Origin of the sequence: Hymenobacter sedentarius (assembly GCF_001507645.1) — a bacterium.
GTDB lineage: Bacteria > Bacteroidota > Bacteroidia > Cytophagales > Hymenobacteraceae > Hymenobacter > Hymenobacter sedentarius.
Window position 1 is genome coordinate 4,704,624 of record NZ_CP013909.1, and the last position, 25,126, is coordinate 4,729,749.

Here is a 25,126-nt window from a genome sequence, read left to right on the forward strand (position 1 = left end):
CCCGCTCCCCTCCTTGGTAAGGAGGGGACGCTCAACTTGGCAGTTTAGCCGGGGTGGTTAAAGGCGTTGAAGGATGCCCGAACGAGTTGGTCTGGAGCCGTTCGGGTATCGTGCTGATATCGTTCAACAACGCAACCACCCCCGTTTGAGCTGAAGCTCAAACATCCCCTACTTGATAAGGAGGGGAGTTTTTTGTTCTGAATTAGCATACTCTGAGTTTATAACATGAGTTTATCCAGCACCAGCATCAACCGGCCGGTCCTCGCCATTGTGATGAGCTTGGTCATCATCATTTTTGGCGTTATCGGCTTTCGGTACCTGAGCATTCGCGAGTACCCGAGTGTGGACCCGCCTATTATTACGGTGTCGGCCAGCTACACCGGCGCCTCGGCCGACGTGATGCAGGGGCAGGTGACCGAGCCCCTGGAAGAAGGCATCAACGGCATTGCCGGCATCAAGAACCTGACGTCGAACAGCCGCGACGGCCGCACCCAGATTACGGTAGAGTTTGACCTCGACGCCGACCTGGAAAGCGCTGCCAACGACGTGCGCGACAAAGTCTCGAGTGCCCAGGGCCGCTTGCCGCGCGACATTGACCCGCCGGTGGTGAGCAAGGCCAACGCCGACTCCCAACCCATTGTGATGACCTACCTGAGCAGCAACAAACGCACGCTGCTGGAGCTGACGGACTACGCCAACAATACCCTGAAAGAGCGGATTCAGACCATCCCCGGCGTGTCGGAAGTGCGCGTGTACGGCGAGCGGAAGTATTCCATGCGCCTGTGGCTTGACCCGGTGAAGCTTTCCGCCCTGCGCGTGTCGCCGGTGGAAGTGCAGCAGGCCCTCACCCGCGAAAACGTGGAGCTGCCCAGCGGCTCGGTCCAGGGCCAGAGCACCCAGCTCACGCTGCGCACCATGGGCCGGCTTTCGTCGGTGGAAGACTTCAACAACCTGATTATCCGCAAGGATGCCGTCTCGCTGATTCGGTTGTCTGACATTGGCTATGCCGAGCTGTATCCGGAAAATGACCAGACCATCTTCAAGGTAAACGGCGTGCCCATGGTGGGCCTGGCCGTGATTCCGCAGCCGGGCTCCAACCAGATTGACATTGCCACGGAGTTCAACAAGCGCATCAAGATTTACGAGAAGGACTTGCCCAAGGACCTGGTGCTGAAGCCGGGTTTCGACAACTCCATCTTCATTCGCAAGTCCATCAGCGAGGTGGAGCACACCATCATCGAGGCCTTCGTGCTGGTGGTAATCATCATCTTCCTGTTTTTGCGCGACTGGCGCTCCACCATCATTCCGGTGGTGGCCATACCGGTGTCATTGGTGGGCATTTTCTTCGTGATGTACCTGCTCAATTTCTCCATCAACGTGCTGACGCTGCTGGCCATCGTGCTGGCCATTGGCCTGGTGGTCGACGATGCCATTGTAGTGCTGGAGAACATTTACTCCCGGATAGAAGACGGCGAAGATCCGAAAACGGCGGCCATCAAAGGTTCGGAGGAAATTCTGATGGCGGTGGTGAGTACCACGGTGGTGCTGGCGGCGGTGTTTTTGCCGGTGGTGTTCCTCACGGGCATCACGGGCCGCCTGTTCCGCGAGTTTGGCATTGTGGTGGCGGGCTCGGTGCTGATATCGGCCTTCGTGTCGCTCACGCTCACGCCCATGATGTGCTCTCGCCTGCTGAAGCGCGAGGAAAAGCACAACTGGTTTTACCGCAAAACCGAGCCCTTTTTCGAGAAGATGATTGGCGCCTACCAGGGCAGCCTGCAAACCTTTCTGCGCAACCGCTGGATGGCCTGGGCCATGATTGCCGTGACGGGCGGGGGCATTTGGTTTTTTATGAAAACCCTGCCCTCGGAGCTGGCCCCGATTGAGGACCGCAGCCGCATCATCGTGAATGCCACCGGGCCGGAAGGTGCTTCGTTTGAGTTCATGGACAAGTACATGGACCAGGTCACTAAGCTGGTGATGGACTCGGTGGGTGAGAAAAACCTGAGCAGCGTGTTTGCCGTGACCTCGCCGGGCTTTGCCGGCGGCTCCAACTCCGGCATTGCCCGGGTGCTGCTGGTGGAAGCCGACCAGCGCGAAAAAACGCAGGACGACATTGCCAAAAAGCTGACCAACGGCGTGAAGCGCCTGTCGGCCGCCCGCACGTCGGTGTCGCAGGACCAGAGCATTGGCTCGGGCGGCGGTGGGGGCCTGCCGGTGCAGTTCGTGGTGCAAACCCAGGACTTTGAGAAGCTGCGCACCGCGGTGCCCAAGTTTCTGGACCTGGCTCGGCAGGACCCCACCTTCCAGTTTGTGGACGTGAACCTGAAGTTCAACAAGCCCGAGCTGCGCGTCAACATTGACCGCGAAAAGGCCCAGAGCCTGGGCGTGTCGGTGCAAAGCATCTCGCAGACGCTGCAGGCGGGCCTGAGTGGGCAACGCTACGGCTACTTCATCCGCAACGGCAAGCAGTACCAGATTATCGGCCAGGTGGCCCGCGAAGACCGCAACCAGCCCCTCGACGTGCGCCTGCTGTCGGTGAAGAACGTCAAGGGCGAGCTGGTGCAACTCGACAACGTAATCCGGCTGGAGGAAAGCAGCACCCCGCCCCAGCTTTACCGCTTCAACCGCTACAACTCGGCTACGTTCTCGGCTTCGCTCGCCCCAGGCAAAACCCTCGGCGACGGCATTGCGGCCATGCGCGCCATTGCCGAGAAGAACCTCGACGACACCTTCACCACCGAGCTATCCGGCGCCTCGCGCGACTTTGAGGAAAGCTCTTCTTCGCTCCTCTTCGCCTTCGGCCTGGCCCTGGTGCTGATTTACCTGGTGCTGGCCGCGCAGTTCGAGAGCTTCCGCGACCCGGTTATCATCATGGTGACGGTGCCGCTGGCCCTTTCGGGCGCCTTGCTCAGCTTGTGGTACTTCAACCAGACGCTGAACCTGTTCTCGCAAATCGGCATCATCATGCTGGTGGGCCTTGTGACCAAGAATGGTATCCTCATCGTGGAGTTTGCCAACCAGCGCGTGGAGAAAGAGAACGTGGACTACATGACGGGTCTGATTGAAGGCGCCACGGCCCGCTTCCGCCCCATTCTGATGACTTCGCTGTGCGCCATTCTGGGCATTCTGCCCATTGCCATTGCCACGGGGGCCGGGGCGCTCAGCCGCCGCGCAATGGGCATTGGTGTGGTGGGCGGCCTGTTCTTCGCCACGGGCCTCACGCTGTATGTGGTGCCGGTGATGTACTCCTACTTTGCTACGGCGAAGAAGCACAAGCCGAAAGTGGCCCAAAGCCAGCCTGCAGCGGTGCCTGCTTAGATAAAAAGACTCCCCTCCTTACCAAGGAGGGTACGTTGCCGCATCTGCGGCAACTGGGGTGGTTGAGCCGTTGCACGGCACCCGAACGATTCGCACGCGAGTCGTTCAACGAAGCCAACCACCCCAGTTCAGCCTTGCGGCTGAACATCCCCTCCTCAGCTGAGGAGGGGAGTTTGATGTTCTGAACTCTTACATGAAACGCTTTACGCTCCTCCTTCTTTCCTTACTTCCGCTGGCGGGCCAGGCCCAGGTAAAAGTGTCCACCGCGCGGCCCCGGCAGCTTGCCAAGCCCACCAGCGTGGCGGCGGCCACTCCCCTTTCGCTGCAGGAGGCTATTGCCGAAGCCCTGCAGCACAACTTTGGCATTTTGCTGGCGCGGCAGGATGCCAATATTGCCGGCAACAACGTGACGCGCGGCAACGCCGGCCAGCTGCCCAGCATCACCGGCAACCTGACCCGAACGTTCAACAATAACAACATCAACCAGAAGTTTGGCGAAAACGACCCGCGCATCGTGAACGGGGCCACGTCCAATGCCTTCAACACAAACGTGACATTGGGCTGGACCATTTTCGATGGCCTGGGCATGTTCATCGCCTATGACCGGCTGAAAACCCTGCGCGAGCAGCAGCAGCAAATCACGCGCGCCACGGTGGAGGAAACGGTGGAAGACGTGACCAACGCCTACTACGACGTGGTGCGGCAGGCCGGCAAAATCACCTCCCTGGAAGCCGCGCTCAAAATTGGCCAAGCGCGCATCGATCTTACCAAGGCCCAGGTAGACGTGGGCGTGAGCGCCAAGGTGGAAGTGCTGACGGCCCAGGTGGACTACAACGCCGACCGCAGCCAGTTTTTGCAGCAGCAGCAGGCGCTGGCGGCCGCCAAAATCACCCTCAACAACCTGATGGGCCGCAGCCCCCGCCTCGACTTCTCGCCCTCTGACAGCCTGACCGTGTCGCGCGACCTGCGCGAAGACGCCGTGGTAGAAGGCATCAAAACCCGCAACCCGCGCCTGGCCCAGGCCCGCCTCGGCACCGACGTGGCCACCTACAACCGCAAGCTGGTGCGGGCGTCGCGCTTTCCTCGAATTGGGCTGGTTTCGGGCTACGGCCTCACCCGCAACATCAACAACGCAGCCTTTGCCGGCACCGTCCTCACCAGCAGCACCAACCAGGTGCAGGGCCTGAACTACGGCGTCACTGCGTCGGTGCCCATTTTCAACGGCTTCAACCTGCGCCGCCAGGAACAGAACGCCCGGGTGGTAGAAGAGCAAAGCCAGCTCAGCCTGAGCCAAACCAGCCTGCAGCTCGACGCCGACGCCGCTACCGCCTTTGCGCAGTACCAGAACTACCTGCAGCTGCTCGAGCTCGAAGAAGCCAATATCCAGCTGGCGCGCCAGAACGTGGACATTGCCCTGGAGCGCTACCGCCTGGGCCTGCTCACGCCCCTGGCCCTGCGCGAAGCCCAGCGCAACGAGTTGGACGCCGAAACCCGCCTGCTCGACATCCGCTACGCCGCCAAGCAGGCCGAAACCCAGCTCCGGCGCCTGAGCGGCGATTTGGTGCAGGGGCAGTAAACCTCGGCCCTGTCATTGCGAGGCCGTAGGCCGTGGCAATCCGTCCTCTCACTGCGGCCAACCCCAAGTTGTGACAAGCTCATTTTAAGCGAAAAGCCCCGGCTCTGCAGTAGAGACGGGGCTTATCACATTATTGGGCTAGTCGCTGAGAACAAGACGGATTGCCGCGCTGCGCTCGCAATGACAAGGCGTGTTTTACTCCTTCACAAACCGCTTGGTCTCGCTGCCCGAACGGGTGGTAATTTTGTAGAAATACGTGCCAGTGGGCAGGTCGCGCAAATCCAAGGACTGGGTGTGGGCGCCCTTTTCAACGTTGGCCTCCGATACTAGCGTGCGCAGCTTGTTGCCATTGCCGTCGAGTAAGTCGACGGTGACCGGGCCGGCCTTCTTTACATCGAAGTTGAGCTGGCTGGTGGCAGCGGCGGGGTTGGGGTAGAAGCTGGTGCTCCCCGAGCTGCCATCGGTGGGGCTGGCGGCGGGGGCGTTGGGGTCCATCAGCAGGAACATGGCGGGCTTGAAGAACCGATGCATGCCGCCGCGGCCCCACTCCCTGCCACTACGTTGGGCTATTCTTTGCTGCTGCTCGGGCGTGGCGTTTTTGCTTATGATGCCCTTGATGTCAGCCGCCCATTTTTCTTTCTGGGGCTGCACTTCCTGGGCCAGCTGCCGGATGGGGGCCTCGTATTTCTGCGCCATCTGGGCTGCGCTGAGCATGATGGTTCTCGTTTGCGAGTGGAGCTGCTGCACCTGCTGCCGCTGGGCCTCGGTGAGTACGGGGCGCTCGCCGGCCGGAGGGCCAGCCGGGGCAATGCTCTGGCGCAGGGCCTGGCCCTGCTGCTTTAGTGCGGCCAGCTGGGTGCGGTAGGTGGCTAGTTGGGCGCGGTCGGCGGCGTCTAGCTGCGGCTCCAGCTTCTGGCGCTGCTGCCGCAGCACGGGCAGCACGTTGGCTTGGAAATAGGCGTTGTTTTCGGGGCGAGCAGGCCCGGCCGGGCCGCCGCGGTAGTAGCCGCCCTGAGCCATACCGGCTATGGCAGCAGATAGGACCAGCAGCAGCGCCAGCACCAGAGATTTGGGCGTGTTTGGCTTCATGGCAATGAATTGGTAGTAAATGCAGTAAAAGGATTTACTACCATAGATACACGGGCCGCCACGGAGTTTAAATGCACATCCCAAATTTCTTCGGGGGCCGGCCGACCTCCCTGTATCTATTACCTGGCAACCTCAACCAGGCCTGCTCCTACTCTCCTGGGCTGTTGGCTGGTTATGGCCAATTGAGCCGAACTTTTCCAGGGGTCGCCCTTAGCAGCTGTTTGATTCATCTTGGGCTAGTGAAGCAGCATTTTGCATCTCGTCGTCGAACGACTTGCGTTGAAGCAATGCCCATACGACACCCACTGGCGCGAACGACGAGACGCAAAGTAGTGCATCTCTACTCCGTGCTAGCATCCCCGCTAAGTAAATTAAGCAGCTAAACCCACCCACAGGCGCTACTTAATGGCCTTGAGCTGCGCGAGGGCTTCCTGGGTTTCGCGCTGCTTGTTGCGTTCCTTTTCTTCTTCCGAGGCGGGCGCTTTGGGGTGGTCGCCGTAGAAAGCCAGGATATTCTGGCGCGTCAGCGGGTTGAGGTTTTCAAACTTCTTGTTGGCCAGTTTGCGCAGCAGTTCGCCGTAGGTTTCATCGGCCAGCGGGTACTCGCCGGCGCGCGTGACGTGGCCGGTATCAAAGTCGACATTGAGCAGGGCCAGCGGAGCGGCCGCCGTATCGGCGGGCTGGCGCGCCAAATCGCGGCAGTAGTTCACCATTACCTTCTGGAAGCTGGCCCGGAAATATTGCTGCGCCTCGGGCGTAGGCAGCTTGAAAGCAAAGGGCTTGAGCGGGCCGATTTTGGGCAGTATCCGGATGAAGTAGGAAATGATGCGGGCGCCGAAACCGGGCTTCTGGTACTCGGGGCCGTATTCTTTGCGGAACTTCCTGGGGCTGTTGCGCTGCAGGTAGTCGCGCCGCCGCGCGCCGGGGCTGATTTTCAGGATGTCCTTGCGCTTGTAGTGCCAGGCCGAGCGGGCCGCCGTGGGGATGAGCTGGCTCACGGCAAAGCGGAAGCTGGCAATGCTCAGGTCCACGTTCACTATCACCTGGCCCAGCTCCAGGCCGTAGGTCTGCAGGAAGGCCCGTTCCAGCACCGATTTCCCCACCTTGAAGCCTATCTTCTGGTGGTAGTCCTGGCTGTGGTACTTGCCGCTGGCCAGCTGCACCACGTCGAACGCAAATTCGAGTTGGGTGTGCTGCTTGGGGGCTTCATGATAGGTAATGACGTCGCCGAATTTGGCTTTCAGCTCCGGGTATACGGACGCCATGGCACGGTTGGTGCCTTCGGGGTGGCCGTTGAGGTCGGCTTCGTAGTGGGCCAGGGCGCCCAGGGCAAAGGCGTAGTCGTTGCGGTCGCGCGATTGGTGGATGAGGTTGCGCACGAAGTCGCCGGAGCGCACGTAATGGGTGAGGTTGGTGAACAGAGGCGAGCCAAAGGGGTAATATCCCATGTCCTGAATAATGGCCCCGCCGTAGGCATACGCCTTGGCATCGGTCAATTGTTCGTCGGTAGTGCCCGGGTACCGGGCCTTAATGGCCGGCACCAGGCAGCGCTCCCACGTCGAATCAATATTGGCCTGGTGCGTGAGCACCGAGTAGGCGGCCGCCGGGCGGGTGGCACCGGCCAGCGCCAGCGCCAGTAGCAGAATAATGAGACGAGGCATGGGCGAAATAAGCACAACGTAAGTCCTTGCAACGGCAAAGGACGTCACACTGTTTCCACTTCCAAAGCCCTTCCTCCCGGACCTGCCCCAGCCGGCCCCCCCAACGACTATGCCGGCACGGGCTGGGGCGTGTAGGTGGGGCCCACGCAACGCGGCCCATCGGCCGTCCAGGCCAGCTTATCGATGCAGAGCTGGCGCTCGGTCATGGCCTTGTTCCAGGCGTGATACACCAGGTATTCGGTCTTGCCGTTGGGGCTCATCACGTGGGAGTGGTGGCCGGGGCCGCGCACGTGGCCGGCCACGGCGTGCAGCACGCGCGGGCCGTTGGCCGCGCCCTGGTCCGAATACGGCCCCATAATGGAGTTGGCTACACAATAGTCTACGCCGTAGCGGGGCGTGAGGAAGTTGGCGCCGCTATAAAAGCAGTAGTACTTGCCGCCGTGCCGGCGCACAAAGGGCCCTTCCAGGGTGTGCCACTCGGCGAAGGTTTTGTTGCCGTAGAGCGGCATGGTGCGGTTTTTCTCAAACACCGTCCAGTCGTGGCGGGCGCGCATCACGGTGCGGCTTTCGCCGGCTAGGCGGGTCATATTGAGGAGGCGGTCTACCACGAGGCCGGTGCCGGGGCGGTAGCCGTTGTCCGAATCGATGAAGTCGCGGGCGTAGAACAAATACCACTGCCCGTCGGTGTCCTGGTACGGGTGGGCATCGATGGTAAACTTGCTGGCGGGCACGTCCAGCAAGGCCACTTGCGTGTAAGGGCCCTCGGGCTTTTTGCTGGTGGCCACGTGCAGGCGGTGGCCCACGGTGGCCGCAATGGCCCCGCCGCCCATGGAGTAGTACATGTAGAACGTGCCCTGGTGGTACACCACTTCGGGCGCCCAAAAGTCGGCCCCTTCGGCGCCGGCCGGCGGCGTGAGGGCGCCGCCTGCGTTTTTCCAGTTCACCAGGTTATCGGAAGTGAGCAGGGTGAAAATGCGGCCATCGGCGGTGCGGCCCTGCCCGGTGGTGCCAAAGGCGTAGTAGTGCCCCTGGTGCCGCAGCACAAACGGGTCGGGGAACTGGCCGGCGTACACGGGGTTGGTGTAGGTGCCTGCCGCACGGGCGGCGGCCTGGCCGGCTACGGCCAAAGCGGCCAGGCCGGTAGTGGCTTGCAGCAGAAAATCACGGCGGGAGGGCATGGCGGGGTGTGGCGGGGTGGGAGAAGCAAGGAGCAGGCAAGGTAAGCGGGTGGGGCTGCCCGGGCAGCCGGCCGGCGTGGAGTGCGCTTGCCCGCTCGTGAGCAGGAAAAGTAAAATTAAATGTTCAATTGTGCCCACCATGCGATGTTAGCGGCAAGGCTCGGCTATCTTTCCCACCGCATTGGCGCTGCAACAAAAGCGGCCCCGCAATTCATACTGCCAAACCCACCCAAATGAAAAAAAAGGCACTCCTGTTTCTGCTGATGCTCTTGGCCTACAGCGGCTCCTACGCTCAGAAAACGAAGGTAAAAATCAAAGGGCCCGCGAGCGTGGCCACCGTGCAAGACCAGCGGTGGTCCATCGAAAAGGCCAACGCCTGGTACAAGACGCACCCCTGGATGAGCGGCGCCAACTTCACGCCCAGCACGGCAATCAACCAGCTGGAAATGTGGCAGGCCGCTACCTTCGACCCCACCACCATCGACCGGGAATTGGGCTGGGCCGAGGGCATTGGCTTCAACACCATGCGCGTATTTCTACACAGCCTGGCCTGGCAGCAGGACCCCAAGGGCTTCAAGCAGCGCGTAAACCAGTACCTGGAGATTGCCAACAAGCACCACATCCAAACCATCCTGGTGTTCTTCGACGACTGCTGGAACAAGCTGCCGCAGCCCGGCCCCCAGCCCGCCCCCAAAACCGGCGTCCACAACTCGGGCTGGATGCAGGACCCCGGCGACGTGATTTCGCGCGATTCGAGCAAGTTCATCGCCCTGAAGCCCTACGTGCAGGACGTGCTCCGCAGCTTTGCCCACGACCAGCGCATCCTGCTCTGGGACCTGTTCAACGAGCCCGGCAACTCCGACAAGCTCAACACCTCGCTGCCGCTGGTGCGCAACGTCTTTGCCTGGGCCCGCGCCGTGGGCCCCGACCAGCCCCTGAGCATGGGCCTCTGGAACTGGGGCTTTGAAGCCCTGAACCAGTACCAAGCCCTGCATTCGGACGTCATTACCTACCACTGCTACGACGAGACGCCGGCCCACGAGCGCATTATTGAGCTGCTGGAAACCCACGGCCGGCCGCTGGTGTGCACCGAATACATGGCCCGGCCCCGCAACAGCCGCTTCGCCACCATCATGCCCCTGCTCAAAAAGCAGAACGTGGGCGCCATCAACTGGGGCTTGGTCGATGGCAAAACCAACACCAAGTACCAGTGGGACGTGCCCATTGCCGACGGCAGCGAGCCCGTGGAATGGTTTCACGAGGTGTTCCGAAAAGATGGCACCCCCTACCGCCAAGATGAAACGGACTTTATCAAGAAAATGAACGGGAAGTAGCGGGGTACGGGGCGAGGTTCCATCAGCTCAATTTCTATCTTATGAATCATCTGCTCCGGCGGCTGCTCTTTGTTCTGTCGTCCCTGTTCCTGGCCAGCCCGGGTTTCGCGCAGGCGCCCGCCGCGACGGTGCCCACCTTCACCAACCCCCTGCTGCCCGCCGGGGCCGACCCGTGGAGCATTTACCACGAGGGCTATTATTACTACACCCACACCACGGGCCGCAACATCACGCTCTGGAAAACCAAGTCGTTGAGCCAGCTCAAGACCGCGCCCAGCAAAGTGGTGTGGACACCGCCGGCCACCGGCCCCAACTCGCGCGACATCTGGGCGCCCGAGCTGCACTACCTCCGCGGCAAGTGGTACCTGTACTACGCCGCCGACGCCGGCACCAACCAAACCCACCGCCTGTGGGTGCTGGAAAACGCCTCGCCCGACCCGCTGCAAGGCACCTGGACCGACAAAGGCCAGCTCACCGACGCCACCAACAAATGGGCTATTGACGGCTCCGTGTTCGAAAACAACGGCCAGCTGTACCTGGTGTGGTCCGGGTGGGAAGACGACGTGAACGGCCGCCAAAACATCTACTTGGCCCGCCTGAAAAACCCCTGGACCGTGGACGGCCCGCGCCTGAAGGTGTCCACCCCGGTATTTGGCTGGGAGCGCAACGGCGACCTGAACGCCGCCGACAACCCGCCGCACGTCGACGTGAACGAGGGGCCGGAGGTGTTGCGGCACGGCGACAAGCTGGTGCTGATTTATTCGGCCAGCGGCTGCTGGACCGATTTCTACGCCTTGGGCATGCTTACGGCGCCCGTGGGCAGCGACCTGCTGCAGCCCGGCTCCTGGACCAAGTCGCCGGTGCCGGTATTTCAGCAGGACCCGGCCGCCAAGGTCTTCGCGCCCGGCCACAACTCCTTTTTTAAGTCGCCCGATGGCACGCAGGACTGGATATTGTACCACGCCAACGACGAGGCCGGCCAGGGCTGCGGGCGGTTCCGCTCGCCCCGCGCCCAGGCCTTCACCTGGAGTGCCGACGGCCTCCCGGTTTTTGGCAAGCCGGTAGCGCCGGGCCAGCCCCTGGCCCGGCCCTCGGGCGAGTAGCCCAGCGGCCAGCCATTGCTTGAGCTAAACTCCGGAAAGTAAGCCGTACCACCCCTATTGCGGGTGCAACGCTGTGCACAGCAAATCCGGAAGATTCCCCGCACGCCTCCATTCCCGACACGGGCCGCCGAAAGGCATGACGCGCAAAAATGTTTATCGGTGTAACTGAGAGGCATAAACAATCTTGCCGGAAGCGGAGCCCAATAATCGCAACCATTGGCCCGGGCAAGAGTTAAGTGGCGTGATTGATTAAAAACAATCTCACGCTAATAGCTATTCGGCTATCGCAATAGAATAGACAGTTCATGCGGTTCGGCATCAACCCTTCATTCCGGGCAAGCTTTCCCTCGCTGACTACTGCTTCCTGCGGGAAACGCTTTTTTGAATTGGTTTCTTCCTACCTTTTGGTAGAAAAGTATTGCTGCAATCTGGCTATATGAGCTAAGAGTCTGGTTGTCCATGGTTCCTGCCCTTTGCTGTCGGGCTCCGTTCTTGCCCCCCTGCTGCAATCGTTTGCAGTACCTCAGTTTCAAAAAATCCCACCAACTTTTTTCCTAATGAAAAAATCTTACAAGAGTTTGCGCCGACAAACCGTGCCGGCGCTGCTGTTCTGCCTGCCACTGTGCGCCCTTGCTGCCGGGGCCGAAGCCTCGGGGCTTCGATTGGCGCCGTACAGCTATTCGGCGGCCCCAGTCCAGGCCATTACCGGCCGGGTGCTCGATGAGAAAGGCCAAGGCCTGCCCGGCGTAACCGTGCTGGTGAAAGGCACGACCAACGGCACCTCCACCGGCGCCGACGGCGGCTTTACCCTCGACGCGCCGGCCGACGCCACCCTGCTGATTTCATCGGTGGGCTACATCTCCAAGGAGGTGCCAGTGAACGGCCAGACCACGCTTACCGTGTCCTTGGCCACCGACGTGCAGCAGCTGTCGGAAGCCATTGTGGTGGGCTACCTGGTGCAAAACCGCCAGGACGTGACCGGTGCGGTCTCGACCGTAAATTCCCAGGACGTGCGCCGGGCCCCAGTAGCCAGCGTGGCCGAGGCCATTCAGGGCCGCGTTGCGGGCGTGACAGTGGCCAACTCCGGTATCCCCGGCCAGGCCCCCGTGATTAACATCCGCGGCGTGGGCACGCTGGGCAGCGGCAGCGGCCCGCTGTATGTGATTGACGGGCTGTGGGTGCAGGGCGGCGGCCAGCGCGACTTCAACCCCCAGGACGTGGAGTCGGTGCAGGTGCTGAAAGACGCGGCTTCGCTGGCGCCTTACGGCGCTTCGGGCGCCAACGGCGTCATCATCGTCACCACCAAGCACGGCCGCTCGGGGCCGGCGGTAGTCACGGCCAGCGCCTACGCGGGCGTGCAAAACATTGCCAAGCGCTACGACCTGGCCGATGCCAATCGTTGGGCTGAAATCAACAACTCGGCCTACGCCGGGGCCAACCGGGCCGGCGGCGCCGGCAATCCCGACGACCGCAACCCCTTCGCCAAAAACCTGCCCGGCTACAGCACCGACTGGCAGAAAGAGCTGTTCAAGCAAGGCTCGGTGCAGGACTACAACCTGGGCGTGAGCGGCGGCGGCGACAATTCCAACTTTGCGCTGTCGGGCGGGTATTTCCGCCAAACGGGCACCATTCAGGGCCCGCAGTTTGAGCGCTACAGCGCCCGCATCAACACCGGCTTCAACCGCGGCCGTTTCAAGGTGGGCCAGAACCTGCTGCTCACGCGCACCAACCAGACCCGCGTGAATGGCCTGCCCTTCATCGACGTGGTGCGCATGACGCCCGTGACGCCGGTGTATAGCGCCAGCAACCCCGGCGGCTTCGGCTTTGGCTCCAACAACACGGCCATCACCTTCGGCACCAACCCCATTGCGCTGCAGGCGCTGCTCAACAACACGGGCACTTCCAACCGCTTACAGGGCAACGTGTACGGCGAGGTTTCCATCCTCGACTTCCTCCGCTACCGGCTCAACCTGGCCACGGAATACCACGGCTTCCACGACCGCGAAAAGCGCCGGTACGGCCAGTGGCGCCAAAACGACCCGCTGAACCCCTCCTCCTATGCCGAAAACCAGGGCAACGAGGTGTTTGGCATGGTGGAAAACACCCTGACGTTTGACAAGAGCTTTGGCCAGCACAACCTGACGGCCGTGGCCGGCTACAGCCGCCAGCGTTTCGAACAGGAGTTTACCCGCGGCGCCAGCTTCGGCTACGGCACCGGCCCCACCTACTACTGGGCCCTCGATGCCGGCTCGCAAAACCCACAGGCTGTGGGCTCGCAGTTTACCCGCACCAAGGAATCGTACTTCGGTCAGGTTACCTACGACTATGACCAGCGCTACCTGCTCACGGCGGCGTACCGCAACGACGGCTCGTCGGTGTTTGACCCCGCGCACCGCCGCGGCAACTTCGGCGCGGCCTCGGTGGGCTGGCGCGTGTCCAAGGAAAGCTTCTTCCAGGGCGTGACGGCGGTGAGCAACCTCAAGCTGCGCGCCAGCTACGGCGCCCTCGGCAACGACCAGCTGCCCGGTGCCTACGGCGGCTCCTACCTCTACCAGGGCTTCATCAACCCGAACGTGAACTACGTGTTTGGCCAGGGCCAGACCATCGTGAACGGCGCGGCCCAAACCGCGCTGGCTAGTTCCAACATCAAGTGGGAAGAGCGCCGCACCTCCAACTTCGGCTTCGACCTGGGCTTGCTCGAAGACCGGCTGTCGTTTTCGGCCGATTACTACATTTCGGAAACGCGCGACGCGCTGATTAACCCTGACGTGGCCTTGGTGCTCGGCAATGCCGGCGCCGCGCCCTTCCGCAACCTGGGCAAGCTGGAAAACAAGGGCTTTGAATTCCAGCTGGGCTACAACGACAACCGCGCCAAGTTCCGCTACGGCGTCAACGCCAACCTGTCGACCCTGAAAAACCGGGTAACCGACCTGGGCCGCTCGGGCGAGAAAGAAAACTTCTTCGTGGGCGGGCCCAACGGCGCCACCCGCACCGAAGTGGGCTACGAGCTGGGCTCGTTCTACCTGTTCCAGTTCGACGGCATCTACCAGAGCAGCGACACCAACATTCCGAAGGGCCTGCAGGCCGGCGACGTGCGCTACAAGGACACCAACGGCGACGGCATCATCTCCGACGCCGACCGCACCCACGTGGGCCGCGTGTTTCCCAAGCTGCAGTACGGCGCCAACCTCAACCTGGGCTACGGTGCCTTCGATATGACGGCCTTCTTCCAGGGCGTGTACGGCAACGACGTGTTCAACATCAGCCGCTACTTCCTCGACCGCCTCGACGAGAACGGGAACTACCGCGCCGACTTGCAGCCCTGGACCGCCAGCAACCCCTCCACCACCACGCCCCGCGCGGTGATTAGCGGCGATGCCGCCGGCAACAACGCCCGCTTTGCCTCCAGCCGCTGGCTGGAAAGCGGCTCGTACCTGCGCCTGAAAAACCTGCAAGTGGGCTTCACCCTGCCCAAGGCCTACCTGACCAGCCTGAAGGGCATCAGCAGCTTCCGCATCTACGCCACCGGCCAGAACGTGTTCACGGCCACCAAGTACTCCGGCTACGACCCCGAAACAGTGGGCAGTGGCTCGCCCGGCAGCCCGGCCAACAACCTGGCCCGCGGCTTCGACGAAGGCAGCTACCCCAACCTGCGCAGTTTCACTTTGGGCGTTCAGGTCGGCATCTAAGCCCGGCATTTGCCCTTCCCACCGACAAATTCTCAACCCATGAAATTCAGTAAGTATATTCGGCTGGCGTTGGCGGGCAGCGTGCTGCTCACCGCGGCCGCTTGCCAAAAAGACCCGCTCGACCAAGTGAACCCGAACGTGCCCACCACGGCCTCGTTCTGGAAAACCAGCGACGACGCCGTGAAAGGCGTGAACGCCGCCTACAGCGGCCTACAGCAACTGGGCACCTACCGCCGCTGGCTCAACTTCGCCTTCGACACCCGTTCCGACGACTCGTTCAGCCAGAGCCCCTGGGGCGAGCTGCTCGACTGGAACCGCTTTGTGCAGGTGAACTACGACTTCGAGGTGTCGCGCGACATCTGGCGCGACCACTACCGCGCCATCTTCCGCACCAACCAGGTGCTGGACAACGTGCCCGGTATCGCCGGCATGGACGCCACCCTGCAAAAGCGGGTGCTGGCCGAAGCCCGCTTCCTGCGCGCCCTCTACTACTACAACCTGGTGGCCCTCTACGGCAACGTGCCGCTCGTGCTCAAGGCCGGCGCCACCCTGGAAACCAACGCGGCCCAGGCCACCGAGGCTCAGGTATGGGACCAGATAATTGCCGACCTGAAAGCTGCCCAACCCGACCTGCCCGCCAGCTACACCGGCATCGACCTGGGCCGCGCCACCCGCGGCGCCGCCACCACGCTGCTGGGTAAGGCCTACATGCAAAACCGCCGCTGGGCCGATGCCCAGGCCGAGTTTGCCAAGGTAATCGGGACCACGTACAGCCTCACGCCGAACTACACCGACAACTTCCGCCACACCACGGAAAACAATTCGGAGTCCATCTTTGAAGTGCAGTTCAACGACGCCAAGCTGGGCGGCAACGATGGCGACGACGCCACGTCGTCGGAAGGTGGCCAGCGCTCGCAGTTCTGGGGCGCGCCCAATGCCGGCGGCTTCGTCGACGCCGAGGTGCGCCCGTGGGTAGTAAACGAGTTTTTGAAGGAAGGCACCGTGAGCGGACAGCGCGACCCGCGCCTGGCCGCTACCGTGTTCTACAACCGCCGCCAGTTTGCCACTGCCCTGCCCCTCGACGCCGATACGCTGGTGTACGGCCGCGGCTTCCTGGCCCGCTACGCCGGCAACGCCCGCGACCGCAGCCGCATCTACTGGCGCAAGTACCAGACCGATTACTACCGGACCTTCGAGAACTTCGACTCGCCCATCAACCAGCGCGTGATGCGCTATGCCGACGTGCTGCTGCTGCAGGCCGAAGCCCTGAACGAGCAGAACAACACGGCCGGCGCCGTACCCCTCATCAACCAGGTGCGCCAGCGCGTTGGGCTGGCTCCGCTGGTGGCGGCCACCTTCACCCAGGCCACCATGCGCGCCCAGATTATGCACGAGCGGGTAACGGAGCTCACCGGCGAAGAGCAGCGCTGGTTTGACCTCAAGCGGTGGGGCTTGCTCGATACCCAGGCCGGCATCGACCAGCTCGCCACCCGCGACCCGCATTTCAGCACCTTTCAGCTCAACAAGTCGCGTCTGCTGCCCCTGCCCCGTACTGATGTGGACCTGTTGAAATTAACCCAAAACCCGGGCTACTAACCCCGGCCCGCCGCGACCCGAACCAACGGCCGCTTTGCCTCCCTGCGGGCGAAGCGGCCGTTGTCGGTTTGTGCCCCGCTCCTGTTCCTCCTATCTTCTTCCGTAGTTTAGCTTATGCTCCATCCCCGTTCCTTCCTGGTGTCCTGGCTGCTGATTGGCTTGCTGGCCAGCGGGTGCTCCTCCAAAGCCCCGGCGCCCGCCCCTACCCCCACCCCACCGCCGACGGGCCCGACCACGCCGGCTACCACCTATTCCAACCCACTGCTTTCCTCCGGCCCCGACCCGTGGGTATACCAAAAGGACGGCTTTTATTACTACATGGCCACCACCGGCAACAACGTGACCCTGCGCAAGACGGCCAAGATGTCGGAGTTGGGCAATGCCCCTGCTACCGTGGTGTGGACGGCCCCCAGCAACGGCGCGAACTCGCACGACGTGTGGGCCCCCGAGATGCACTTCCTCGACGGCAAGTGGTATATCTACTTCACGGCCGGCCCCGGCAGCTGCTGCGGCGGCCAGCGCCTGTGGGTACTGGAAAACACCGCCACCGACCCCACCACGGGCAGCTGGACGGAGAAAGGCCGCATTTTTAGCTCAAGCGAAGATTTCTGGGCCATTGATGGCACCGTGCTCGAGCAGAACGGCCAGCGCTACCTCATCTGGTCGGGCCACGCCAACGCGAGCACCGAAGAGCAGCGCCTCTACATTTCCAAGATGGCCAACCCCTGGACCCTCACCGGCCCGCGGGTGGAACTCTCCCGCCCGCAGTACAGCTGGGAACAGCAGGGCGTGCTTCCGGTAAACGAAGGCCCCGAGATTCTGCAGCACGACGGCAAAACCTTCCTCGTGTACTCGGCCAGCCACTGCACCACCGACGACTACGCCCTCGGCCTGCTGAGCACCACCGCCACCGCCGACCCCCTGGTGCCCACCGCCTGGACCAAGAGCGCCACGCCCGTTTTTGTAAAGAACCCCACGGCCGGTGCCTACGGCCCCGGCCACAACACCTTCTTCAAGTCGAAGGACGGCCAGCAGGACTGGCTGCTGTACCACGCCAACAGCCGCCCCGGCCAAGGCTGCAGCAACGACCGCAACCCGCGCATGCAGCCCTTCACCTACCGCGCCGACGGCACGCCCGACTTCGGCACGCCCGTGTCCATCGGGGTAGCATTACCGCGCCCGAGCGGCGAATAGCACTGCCCGCCGCGGTGCTCCTTACATTACTACCATTGATTAGCCGCTGTGCGCAGCGGTCAACCTTTCATTTGAAGCAATGCTGTTTACTGCTCCCAAAACCAAGTCCCTGCTGCTAATTGGCGGCTTCCTGGCCATTGCCTGCCAACGAATGCCAACCGGGCCGCAGGCAAAGGACACTGCAACCAAAGAAGTTTCTACTACGGTCCCGGCAGCCGCTGGCGTGGCAAGTACTCCCGTGGCGCTGGCCAACCCCGTACTGGCCGGCGACTTCCCCGACCCGTCCATTACCAAAATTGGCGATACGTATTGGGCCACCGCCACCACGTCCAACTGGGGACCCATATTCCCCTTGCTCACGTCCAAAAACCTAACCGACTGGAAGCTGGTGGGCCACGTGTTTCCGGGCGAGCGGCCGGGTTGGGCTGACTACTATTTCTGGGCCCCCGAAATCAGCCAGGACGGCGGCAAAACTTACATTTTCTACGCGGCCCACAAGCGGGGTGGCAACCTGGCCGTGGGCGTAGCCAGCGCCGACAGCCCGGCCGGCCCCTACAAAGACCACGGCCCGCTGGTGGGCGAGCCCGATGGCTCCATCGACGGCTTTCCCATCCGCGACGAGCAAGGCCAGCTCTACCTCATCTGGAAGGAAGACGGCAACAGCATCAAGCAGCCCACCCCCATCTGGGCCCAACGGCTCAACGACGACCGCACCGCGCTGGTGGGCGAGAAGAAGGAGCTATTCCGCAACGACGCCAGCACCTGGGAAGGCAACCTCGTGGAAGGCGTTTCGATGGTGCGCCACGATGGCTACTTCTATGCGTTCTACGCCGGCAATGGCTGCTGCGGCCGCGGCTGCACCTACGCCACCGGCGTAGCTCGCGCCAAAACCCTGCTGGGCCCCTGGGAGAAATACGCCAACAACCCCGTGCTCGTCAACAACGACACCTGGAAATGCCCCGGCCACGGCACCGCCGTAGAATACCAAGGCCGCTGGTATATGCTCCACCACGCCTACAACGCCTTGAGCCAGGAATTTGCCGGCCGCCAAGGCGTGCTCAGCGAGTTTGTGTGGACAACCGCCGGCTGGCCCGAGTTCCGGGGCAAGAGTACACCCATCGCCGCTCCCGCTACCGCCGCCCGTGCCCAGTCTTTCACCGACGAATTCACTGGCAAAACCCTGCAGCCCTCCTGGCAGTGGCCCGTGGAATTCCGGCCCAATTTCACCGTCACAGGTGGCCAGCTGCGCCTCACCGCCCGTCCCGACCACAGCGGCGCCGCGCTGGGCCAGTCTACTTCCGCCGCCACCTACACCGCCACCACCACCCTGCTCAACCCCGGCACCCTGGCCACCGGCAGCAGCGCCGGCCTCGCCGCCCACGGCGACCCCGACAACACCCTGATGCTGGTAGCCAGCGCCGGCAAAGTGCAGCTCATTCAGCTGGAAAAAGGCCAACCCAAAACCCTGGCCGAAACACCCCTGCCCACCACCAAAGCCCTTCAGCTCCGCCTGCAGGCCCAGCAAGGCAGCCAGTTCACCTTCACCTGGAGCGCCGACAACGGCACCACCTGGCAAAAGCTGCCCGCCTCCGGCGCCGCCGTCAACGGTAGCTACCTCCCGCCCTGGGACCGGGGCGTACGCGTGGGCGTGGTAGCCCAAGGTGCTGCCTCCACTACCGCGGCATTTGAGCGGTTTGCACTCGACAGCCAGCCGTAATTCATTGGCTTGCTTATGAAAAAAGAGGCTTTTGCAACTAGAAAAGCTGTTACTAATTTATAGTAGTTCGCTTTTATTAAACCCAGTTTACAAAAAAGCCCGTCCAAATTGACGGGCTTTTTTCATTAGAATTACACCGCAAATCCTCATTTGATAAGGCTGATGCGGTTAGACTTGGTCGAGCCATTGGCAATCACACGATAGGTGTAGTTACCTGACGGCAACGATGCACCTTTGAGAATGACCGAACGATTCTCTCCAGCCTTAACTTCATCGTCAAAAAGGGTGGCCACGCGCGCGCCAAGTGAGTTGTACACCTGCACCACCACGCGCCCGCTTTTGGGTACGGAGAAATTGATGGTCGCGTCCCGTCCAGTAGGATTAGGGTAAGCCTCAGTCAGAATGTTTTTTTTCAAAGCAATTCCTCCTGAACTGGTAGTCGGGCCCGGCGTCTGTCTGGCATTATGGGTAGTATTACCGCAATTAGTCGCAGGGCTGGTACATCCATTAACCGTAACAGTAATGCTAAACCCTCCCCCCGCTGCTAAGTTGGCAAAAGCCACCGTTTCAGTAGTAGTGGTAGTTGTAATCGAAGTAGGATTAGTAGGTGACGTAGGCAAGTTCGGCTGGGTTAGAGTATAGGTCGCATTGGCAATTACCGGGTTAGTAACTGTGACAGTACCCGTTGCTCTGGTACACAGGGTGGGCTCTAGCAACGTCACCACTGGTGCTGCTAAGGCATTTGGCTGAGTGATTGTTTCAGATGTTGAAGCTGTGCAACCGGCACCAGCATCGGTAACTGTAAGGGTGTAAGTTCCAGGAACTAGGAGGGTAAGGTCTTGGTCATCTGCCTGCCCCGAAGGGATAACGCCACCGTTAGAGGCTACCCAAGCATAGGTATAAGAACCGGATCCACCAGCAACAAATGCATCAATAGCACCATCAGCAGCCCCAGAGCAAGATACATTTGTTGGTTCAGAAGTGACGGACAAACCTGTAGCAATTGGTATAAAATCCAAGGTTCCGCATTTAGGGGCAATTAAGGCAGATGTAAGCGGGCAGGTGCTTTTTGGCGAAGCGTCGGTCCAGGCTAAAAACAGACCGGATAAGTCTAGTGTCTGACCACATTTGAAGGTAATTGTACCATTAGAAATACCAACTCCCCCAGCGCCATCAGCATCAATAGTTGGTGTACTGGTTGTACTGATTCCATCAAATGAATATTCCTTTATTTGATTCTTTAGTATTGGACCTTCACAACCTGTAATTGAAGAAGAGTAAACCGTTGTGGAACCCTCTCTGATGGTTATAGTTCCCCAGAAAGAAAAGCTGGTCCGGGTGGAACTAGTACTATTGTTGATAGCCAGTAACAATGGTTTAGTTATTAGAGCATTAGCGACACAGGGTTCGCATGCCGGCAGATCTATCCTAGCACTCACCAGGGATAGGTCCTTGGAAGTACACCTGTCTGCAGAGGGTAATACCACTTGGGCAAAGGAAGTACCAGCCATTAGCAAAAAGGCCACAAATGTCAAGGCAACCCGCCACGTTGCTTTTTGCAGAGGTGAGGCTAATGCACGAGTACATAGTTTAGCATAGGTAAAATTGGGTGTCTTAAATATTGTGTTCATGACGTTTAACGGAAAGGGTTTGGCATTCTATTCAAGTCAGGGGTGGCTACTAGCGTAGCAGCAGACCAAGGCCCTTTCGCAGGACTATGGCATGGACGGACCAGAAATCGCGGGGCAAAAGCGTCCCGTTCCGCAGCTGCTGTCAGCCAGGGAAAAACCCGTAACGGTAGAAAGGGGGACCTACGGCTATTTTAGAGCGCGCTCAGGAGCAACGCGTAAGAATACCGGGGTCAAGAGGAGCGAATTGGCGGTTCCGCTGCCATTATTGGCCTATCAACTACACAACCACCCATCCAACTGGGCAGTACTCGAGGTCACTATCGCGGCTACCGAGCCTAGGAGATAGGCCGCGAACTCTTATTATAACCTAAGTTACATTAAGCACGAAAAGTTTGCAATATTTTTCCAATAAATATTTTAATTTTATTTATAAGTCGAACTGCTTTGTTTAATTTACTTGAGCTAGCTTTCTAATACAAAAAAGCCCGTCCAATTTGGACGGGCTTTTTTCATTGGTAATACTCCACCCGGCCTTATTTGATGAGGCTGATGCGGTTGGACTTGGTCGAGCCGTTGGCAATCACGCGGTAGGTATAGGTGCCGGATTGCAACGAGGCGCCCTTGAGCGTCACCGACTGGTTTTCCCCGGCCTTTACTTCGCCGTCAAATAGGGTAACTACGTGCGCGCCGATGGCATTGTAAACCTCAACCACCACGCGCCCGCTTTTGGGCACGGAGAAGTTGATGGTCGCGTCCCGGCCAGTGGGGTTCGGGTAAGCCTCGGTTTGGATGTTCTTGGCCAGTACGCCCACCGGTAGCGAGGGGCTGCTGACCATGTACACCTGGGCAGCGCACGTGTTGGTGCTGGCGCAAGTCGTGGCGCCTGAGAGGCAACCATTTGCATTGGTAACCGTCAAACTGAAACCGCCTACCCCAACCGCAATATTGGTAATTACCAAGTCATTGCCTGCATTTGATAAAGGATTGGTAATGTCCCTTGTCGTTGTGCCTTGCGTTAAATGGTACGTACCCTCGATGGAGCACTTCACCGTGATGGTTGGCGCAGTGTTAGTCCCAGTACAAATGAGGGCCTCCTGTACCGTTACCACTGGCCTGTAGGGTACTGCGTTCACCGTGACGGTGAGCACGTTGCTGGTGGCCGAGCAGGTCACGCCGTTGAGCGTGCTCGTGGCGATGCGCTTGAACCAGGTCGTCGCCGTCAGCGCCCCGGGGTCATACGTGGCCGAGGTGGCCCCGCTGATGTCGGCGAAGTCGGTTGCCGTGGCGCTGGTCGTGCTCGACTGCCACTTGTAGGAGAGCGTGCCGCTGCCAGTGGCTGCCGTCGTCACGGTGAAGGCCGTCGCGTCAACAGGCGAACAGCCCGTGGCGCTGCCGGCAATCACGCCCGCCGTCACGTCGTTGACCGTGACGGCCAGCACGTTGCTGTTATCCGAGCAGGCCACGTTGTTGAGCGTGCTCGTGGCCACGCGCCGGAACCAGGTCGTTGCCGTCACGGCCGGCGCGTCATACGTGGCCGAGGTGGCCCCGCTGATGTCGGCGAAGTCGGTTGCCGTGGCGCTGGTCGTGCTCGACTGCCACTTGTAGGAGATAGTCCCGCCGCCGCTGCCGGCCGTCGTGCTGGTGAAGGCGTCCGGGTTAAACGGCGTGCACAGCGTGCCCCCGCCGGCAATCGCACCCGGGGTGATGGCGTTGGGCGTCACCGTGAGCACGTTGCTGTTATCCGAGCAGGTCACGCCGTTGAGCGTGCTCGTGGCCACGCGCCGGAACCAGGTCGTTGCCGTCACGGCCGGCGCGTCATACGTGGCCGAGGTGGCCCCGCTGATGTCGGCGAAGTCGGTTGCCGTGGCGCTGGTCGTGCTCGACTGCCACTTGTAGGAGATAGTCCCGCCGCCGCTGCCGGCCGTCGTGCTGGTGAAGGCGTCCGGGTTAAACGGCGTGCACAGCGTGCCCCCGCCGGCAATCGCACCCGCCGTCACGTTGTTCACGGTGACATCGTCGGTGCAGGTGCTGGGGGCAAAGTTTGTGGCGGTCGTGACGACCTTAACCTGGTAGGTGCCCGTCGGGCCGCTCTTGGCCCGCACGTACACGGTGGCCACGTTGCCCGGGGTAATTACGGTAGCATTGGATGCAGAGCTGCTAACGAATTCGCCGTCGCCGGTGATTGACCAGGTACGCGTCGGGTTGATGGCCGCGCTTGAGCCGGTATAGGTCAAGATGTCGCCAACGCAGGCCGCTGTGTAATCGTTGAGCGTGCACGGCGCTACGAATACCGTGATGGAACCCGATTGAATCTGGTTGTCCTGATTGCCCAAGCTGGCACCGTCCAGCTGGTTGAGCTTGAAGTGGTAGGGGCCGCCGCTGATGTTGGACGCCCCGGCATTGGGGCCCAGCCACAGGCTCGTGTAAGGTGAGGAGTTGTCGCTGTTGGCCAGGTGACCGCCGGCCAACACCAGCAGGTTGGCAGAGGCGGAGGTCCAGCTGAGCTTGTACAAGCCGTAGGAGTCTCCGAATTGGTCGGGGGCATCATAGCCCAGGAAGTCGAGCTTGGCGCCCGAAATGGGGTTGTTGGGTTCGGCGTAGAGTTGGACGCCGCGTTTCACCCCGCCAAAGCCCGGGTAGCTGTCGGCGTCGTACCCATTGACGGCGGTGGCAATTTTGGTGGCGTAGGTTCCCGCAGCCGGCGCCGCGGCCACGGCCGTGCTAGTGCTTTGAAAGAGGCGGGTAATCATGTCCACGGTGGCTGGGTTGGGGATGCTAGCCCCAGTCACCAACGCGAGCCGTTGAGCCGAGGACGTCGGGTCAAAGCCGCTCTTTATCTGTATAGTCCCGGTGATGTTGGTGTAGTCCTTGATGGCCTGGTCGAAGCCCGTGACAAAGTCATACGCGTTGACCCCGGCTTTGGTGGCCAGGACCTTCAAGGTCATTTCGTGGTAGGTGCCATCCTTCCCGAGGGGCGGCGCCGGATTGGCCGGAATGTTCACTAGCACCAAGCGCTGCAGTGTGCTGGTGCCTTCGTAATACTGGGAATTGTTCGGAATCAGGGCTCCAGCAATCCACTGTTCTTTGCCGGGTTCGTTGGCGTACTGCGAAAACGAACTGCCAGACGACGTCGACGTCTTCTGCGCCATAGACCCCGTGCTCAGCAGCAGCAGCCAAGCCAACATGGCGAGGAGCGAAAATCCGGAACCACGGCTGTTTATTCCCGGCAAATGCATTAGATAATCACGAAATGAAGATTTCCTGTAAGAAAAGGGCGTGTGAAAAAACGGTTGCATAGTGTAATTTTTAAGTTTTGAATCACATATAGCTTGGTCAAAGAGCGCGGCAAGGCCGATGCATACCGGACCACACAGTTGGTGGTCACGGGCATTGTGGAGCAGAACTCGCGGGGCAAAGACGTCCCGTTCCAGCGCGGAACGCGCTGAAAAAACCCATAATGGTAGAAAGGGGGTGCCTATGGCAATTCTAAAGCGCGCTCAGGAGGAAAGCGTGAGAATACCGGGGCAGAAGAAGCGAATCGGCGTTGCAGCTGCCATAACTGGCATATCAACTAAACAACCACCCATCACATGGGCGGTACGCGAGGTCACGGGCGCGGCTATCGAGCCTAGGAGATAAGCCGCGGGCTTTTGTTATGACCTAAGTTACCTTTATATCTTATTTTATCAAACTTTTCTAATAATTTTTTTAACATTTTTAATTAAAAACATAAACTAATATTATTAAGGTTATAGTAAACCAATTTAAAAGCTTAAATTCTGAAAACTACTTTCTGGACAGTAAAGCAAACGCAAGCATTTAATAGGCAATCAGTAAATAGCTCATAAATCAGGCCCACCTACTCTACCATTATCTGGTGCTAATGCTATACTAACTCTAGTGCTGTGCTGTCTAGCTGCCTTCAATCAATAATCGGTAATTTTTGATAAGGCGGGCCGCATGATGCAGTGAACGTGTTATTATCACTAATATTTAAAATCCTTGGTATATCATATCATTAGCCCAACTAGCCTGGGAGA

13 protein-coding genes are annotated in these 25,126 nt (G+C 60.5%); 8 read left to right on the forward strand and 5 right to left on the reverse strand.

Annotation, left to right across the window (positions count from 1 at the left end):
• Positions 1-225: 225 nt before the first annotated feature.
• Positions 226-3,318, forward strand: coding sequence for an efflux RND transporter permease subunit (locus AUC43_RS19210; RefSeq protein WP_071885982.1), 3,093 nt, complete (start codon positions 226-228; stop codon positions 3,316-3,318).
• Between the two features lie 193 nt (positions 3,319-3,511).
• A complete protein-coding gene (locus AUC43_RS19215; protein WP_068197586.1) occupies positions 3,512-4,894 on the forward strand; it encodes a TolC family protein in 1,383 nt (460 codons plus the stop codon).
• 195 nt (positions 4,895-5,089) lie between these two features.
• Here the strand turns inward: AUC43_RS19215 and AUC43_RS19220 are convergent, their stop codons facing one another.
• From AUC43_RS19220 to AUC43_RS19230, 3 genes are all read right to left on the reverse strand, one after another.
• Positions 5,090-5,983 carry a T9SS type A sorting domain-containing protein gene (locus tag AUC43_RS19220; RefSeq protein ID WP_068197589.1) on the reverse strand — a complete coding sequence of 298 codons (894 nt, stop codon included), beginning with the start codon at positions 5,981-5,983 and terminating at the stop codon, positions 5,090-5,092.
• A gap of 398 nt (positions 5,984-6,381) precedes the next feature.
• Positions 6,382-7,644 (reverse strand): zinc dependent phospholipase C family protein, encoded by a 1,263-nt coding sequence (locus AUC43_RS19225; protein ID WP_068197593.1) that lies wholly within the window; start codon positions 7,642-7,644, stop codon positions 6,382-6,384.
• A 107-nt stretch (positions 7,645-7,751) separates the two neighbouring features.
• Positions 7,752-8,822: a glycoside hydrolase family 43 protein gene (locus AUC43_RS19230; RefSeq protein ID WP_082685224.1), complete on the reverse strand. Its 1,071-nt coding sequence runs from the start codon at positions 8,820-8,822 to the stop codon at positions 7,752-7,754.
• Positions 8,823-9,055: 233 nt separating this feature from the next.
• Between AUC43_RS19230 and AUC43_RS19235 the strand changes: the two genes are divergently transcribed.
• The 6 genes from AUC43_RS19235 to AUC43_RS19260 all read left to right on the forward strand — a co-directional run bounded on the left by AUC43_RS19235 (position 9,056) and on the right by AUC43_RS19260 (position 19,455).
• Entirely contained in the window at positions 9,056-10,156 is a 1,101-nt protein-coding gene (locus tag AUC43_RS19235; protein ID WP_071885983.1) for a glycoside hydrolase 5 family protein, read from the forward strand.
• Between the two features lie 41 nt (positions 10,157-10,197).
• The gene (locus AUC43_RS19240; protein WP_082685225.1) at positions 10,198-11,259 is read left to right on the forward strand and encodes a glycoside hydrolase family 43 protein; all 1,062 of its coding nucleotides are present in this window, start codon (positions 10,198-10,200) and stop codon (positions 11,257-11,259) included.
• Between the two features lie 557 nt (positions 11,260-11,816).
• Positions 11,817-14,948, forward strand: coding sequence for a SusC/RagA family TonB-linked outer membrane protein (locus tag AUC43_RS19245; RefSeq protein WP_068197596.1), 3,132 nt, complete (start codon positions 11,817-11,819; stop codon positions 14,946-14,948).
• 39 nt (positions 14,949-14,987) lie between these two features.
• The gene (locus AUC43_RS19250) at positions 14,988-16,544 is read left to right on the forward strand and encodes a RagB/SusD family nutrient uptake outer membrane protein (RefSeq protein WP_068197600.1); all 1,557 of its coding nucleotides are present in this window, start codon (positions 14,988-14,990) and stop codon (positions 16,542-16,544) included.
• Positions 16,545-16,658: 114 nt separating this feature from the next.
• Positions 16,659-17,738: a glycoside hydrolase family 43 protein gene (locus AUC43_RS19255; protein ID WP_068197603.1), complete on the forward strand. Its 1,080-nt coding sequence runs from the start codon at positions 16,659-16,661 to the stop codon at positions 17,736-17,738.
• 79 nt (positions 17,739-17,817) lie between these two features.
• On the forward strand, positions 17,818-19,455 hold the full coding sequence (locus tag AUC43_RS19260; protein ID WP_233254060.1) for a family 43 glycosylhydrolase: 1,638 nt from the start codon (positions 17,818-17,820) through the stop codon (positions 19,453-19,455).
• Positions 19,456-19,601: 146 nt separating this feature from the next.
• Here AUC43_RS19260 and AUC43_RS20635 read toward each other — a convergent pair whose 3' ends face one another.
• On the reverse strand, positions 19,602-21,086 hold the full coding sequence (locus AUC43_RS20635; RefSeq protein WP_082685226.1) for a T9SS type A sorting domain-containing protein: 1,485 nt from the start codon (positions 21,084-21,086) through the stop codon (positions 19,602-19,604).
• Positions 21,087-21,619: 533 nt separating this feature from the next.
• Positions 21,620-24,271: a T9SS type A sorting domain-containing protein gene (locus AUC43_RS19265; protein WP_068197606.1), complete on the reverse strand. Its 2,652-nt coding sequence runs from the start codon at positions 24,269-24,271 to the stop codon at positions 21,620-21,622.
• Positions 24,272-25,126 lie beyond the last annotated feature (855 nt).

Excerpts from the sequence above, each read along its gene's own strand:
- AUC43_RS19210 (WP_071885982.1), top strand. The coding sequence starts at position 226 with ATGAGTTTATCCAGCACCAGCATCAACCGGCCGGTCCTCGCCATTGTG.
- AUC43_RS19215 (WP_068197586.1), top strand. The coding sequence starts at position 3,512 with ATGAAACGCTTTACGCTCCTCCTTCTTTCCTTACTTCCGCTGGCGGGC.
- AUC43_RS19220 (WP_068197589.1), bottom strand. The coding sequence starts at position 5,983 with ATGAAGCCAAACACGCCCAAATCTCTGGTGCTGGCGCTGCTGCTGGTC.
- AUC43_RS19225 (WP_068197593.1), bottom strand. The coding sequence starts at position 7,644 with ATGCCTCGTCTCATTATTCTGCTACTGGCGCTGGCGCTGGCCGGTGCC.
- AUC43_RS19230 (WP_082685224.1), bottom strand. The coding sequence starts at position 8,822 with ATGCCCTCCCGCCGTGATTTTCTGCTGCAAGCCACTACCGGCCTGGCC.
- AUC43_RS19235 (WP_071885983.1), top strand. The coding sequence starts at position 9,056 with ATGAAAAAAAAGGCACTCCTGTTTCTGCTGATGCTCTTGGCCTACAGC.
- AUC43_RS19240 (WP_082685225.1), top strand. The coding sequence starts at position 10,198 with ATGAATCATCTGCTCCGGCGGCTGCTCTTTGTTCTGTCGTCCCTGTTC.
- AUC43_RS19245 (WP_068197596.1), top strand. The coding sequence starts at position 11,817 with ATGAAAAAATCTTACAAGAGTTTGCGCCGACAAACCGTGCCGGCGCTG.
- AUC43_RS19250 (WP_068197600.1), top strand. The coding sequence starts at position 14,988 with ATGAAATTCAGTAAGTATATTCGGCTGGCGTTGGCGGGCAGCGTGCTG.
- AUC43_RS19255 (WP_068197603.1), top strand. The coding sequence starts at position 16,659 with ATGCTCCATCCCCGTTCCTTCCTGGTGTCCTGGCTGCTGATTGGCTTG.
- AUC43_RS19260 (WP_233254060.1), top strand. The coding sequence starts at position 17,818 with ATGCTGTTTACTGCTCCCAAAACCAAGTCCCTGCTGCTAATTGGCGGC.
- AUC43_RS20635 (WP_082685226.1), bottom strand. The coding sequence starts at position 21,086 with ATGAACACAATATTTAAGACACCCAATTTTACCTATGCTAAACTATGT.
- AUC43_RS19265 (WP_068197606.1), bottom strand. The coding sequence starts at position 24,271 with ATGTTGGCTTGGCTGCTGCTGCTGAGCACGGGGTCTATGGCGCAGAAG.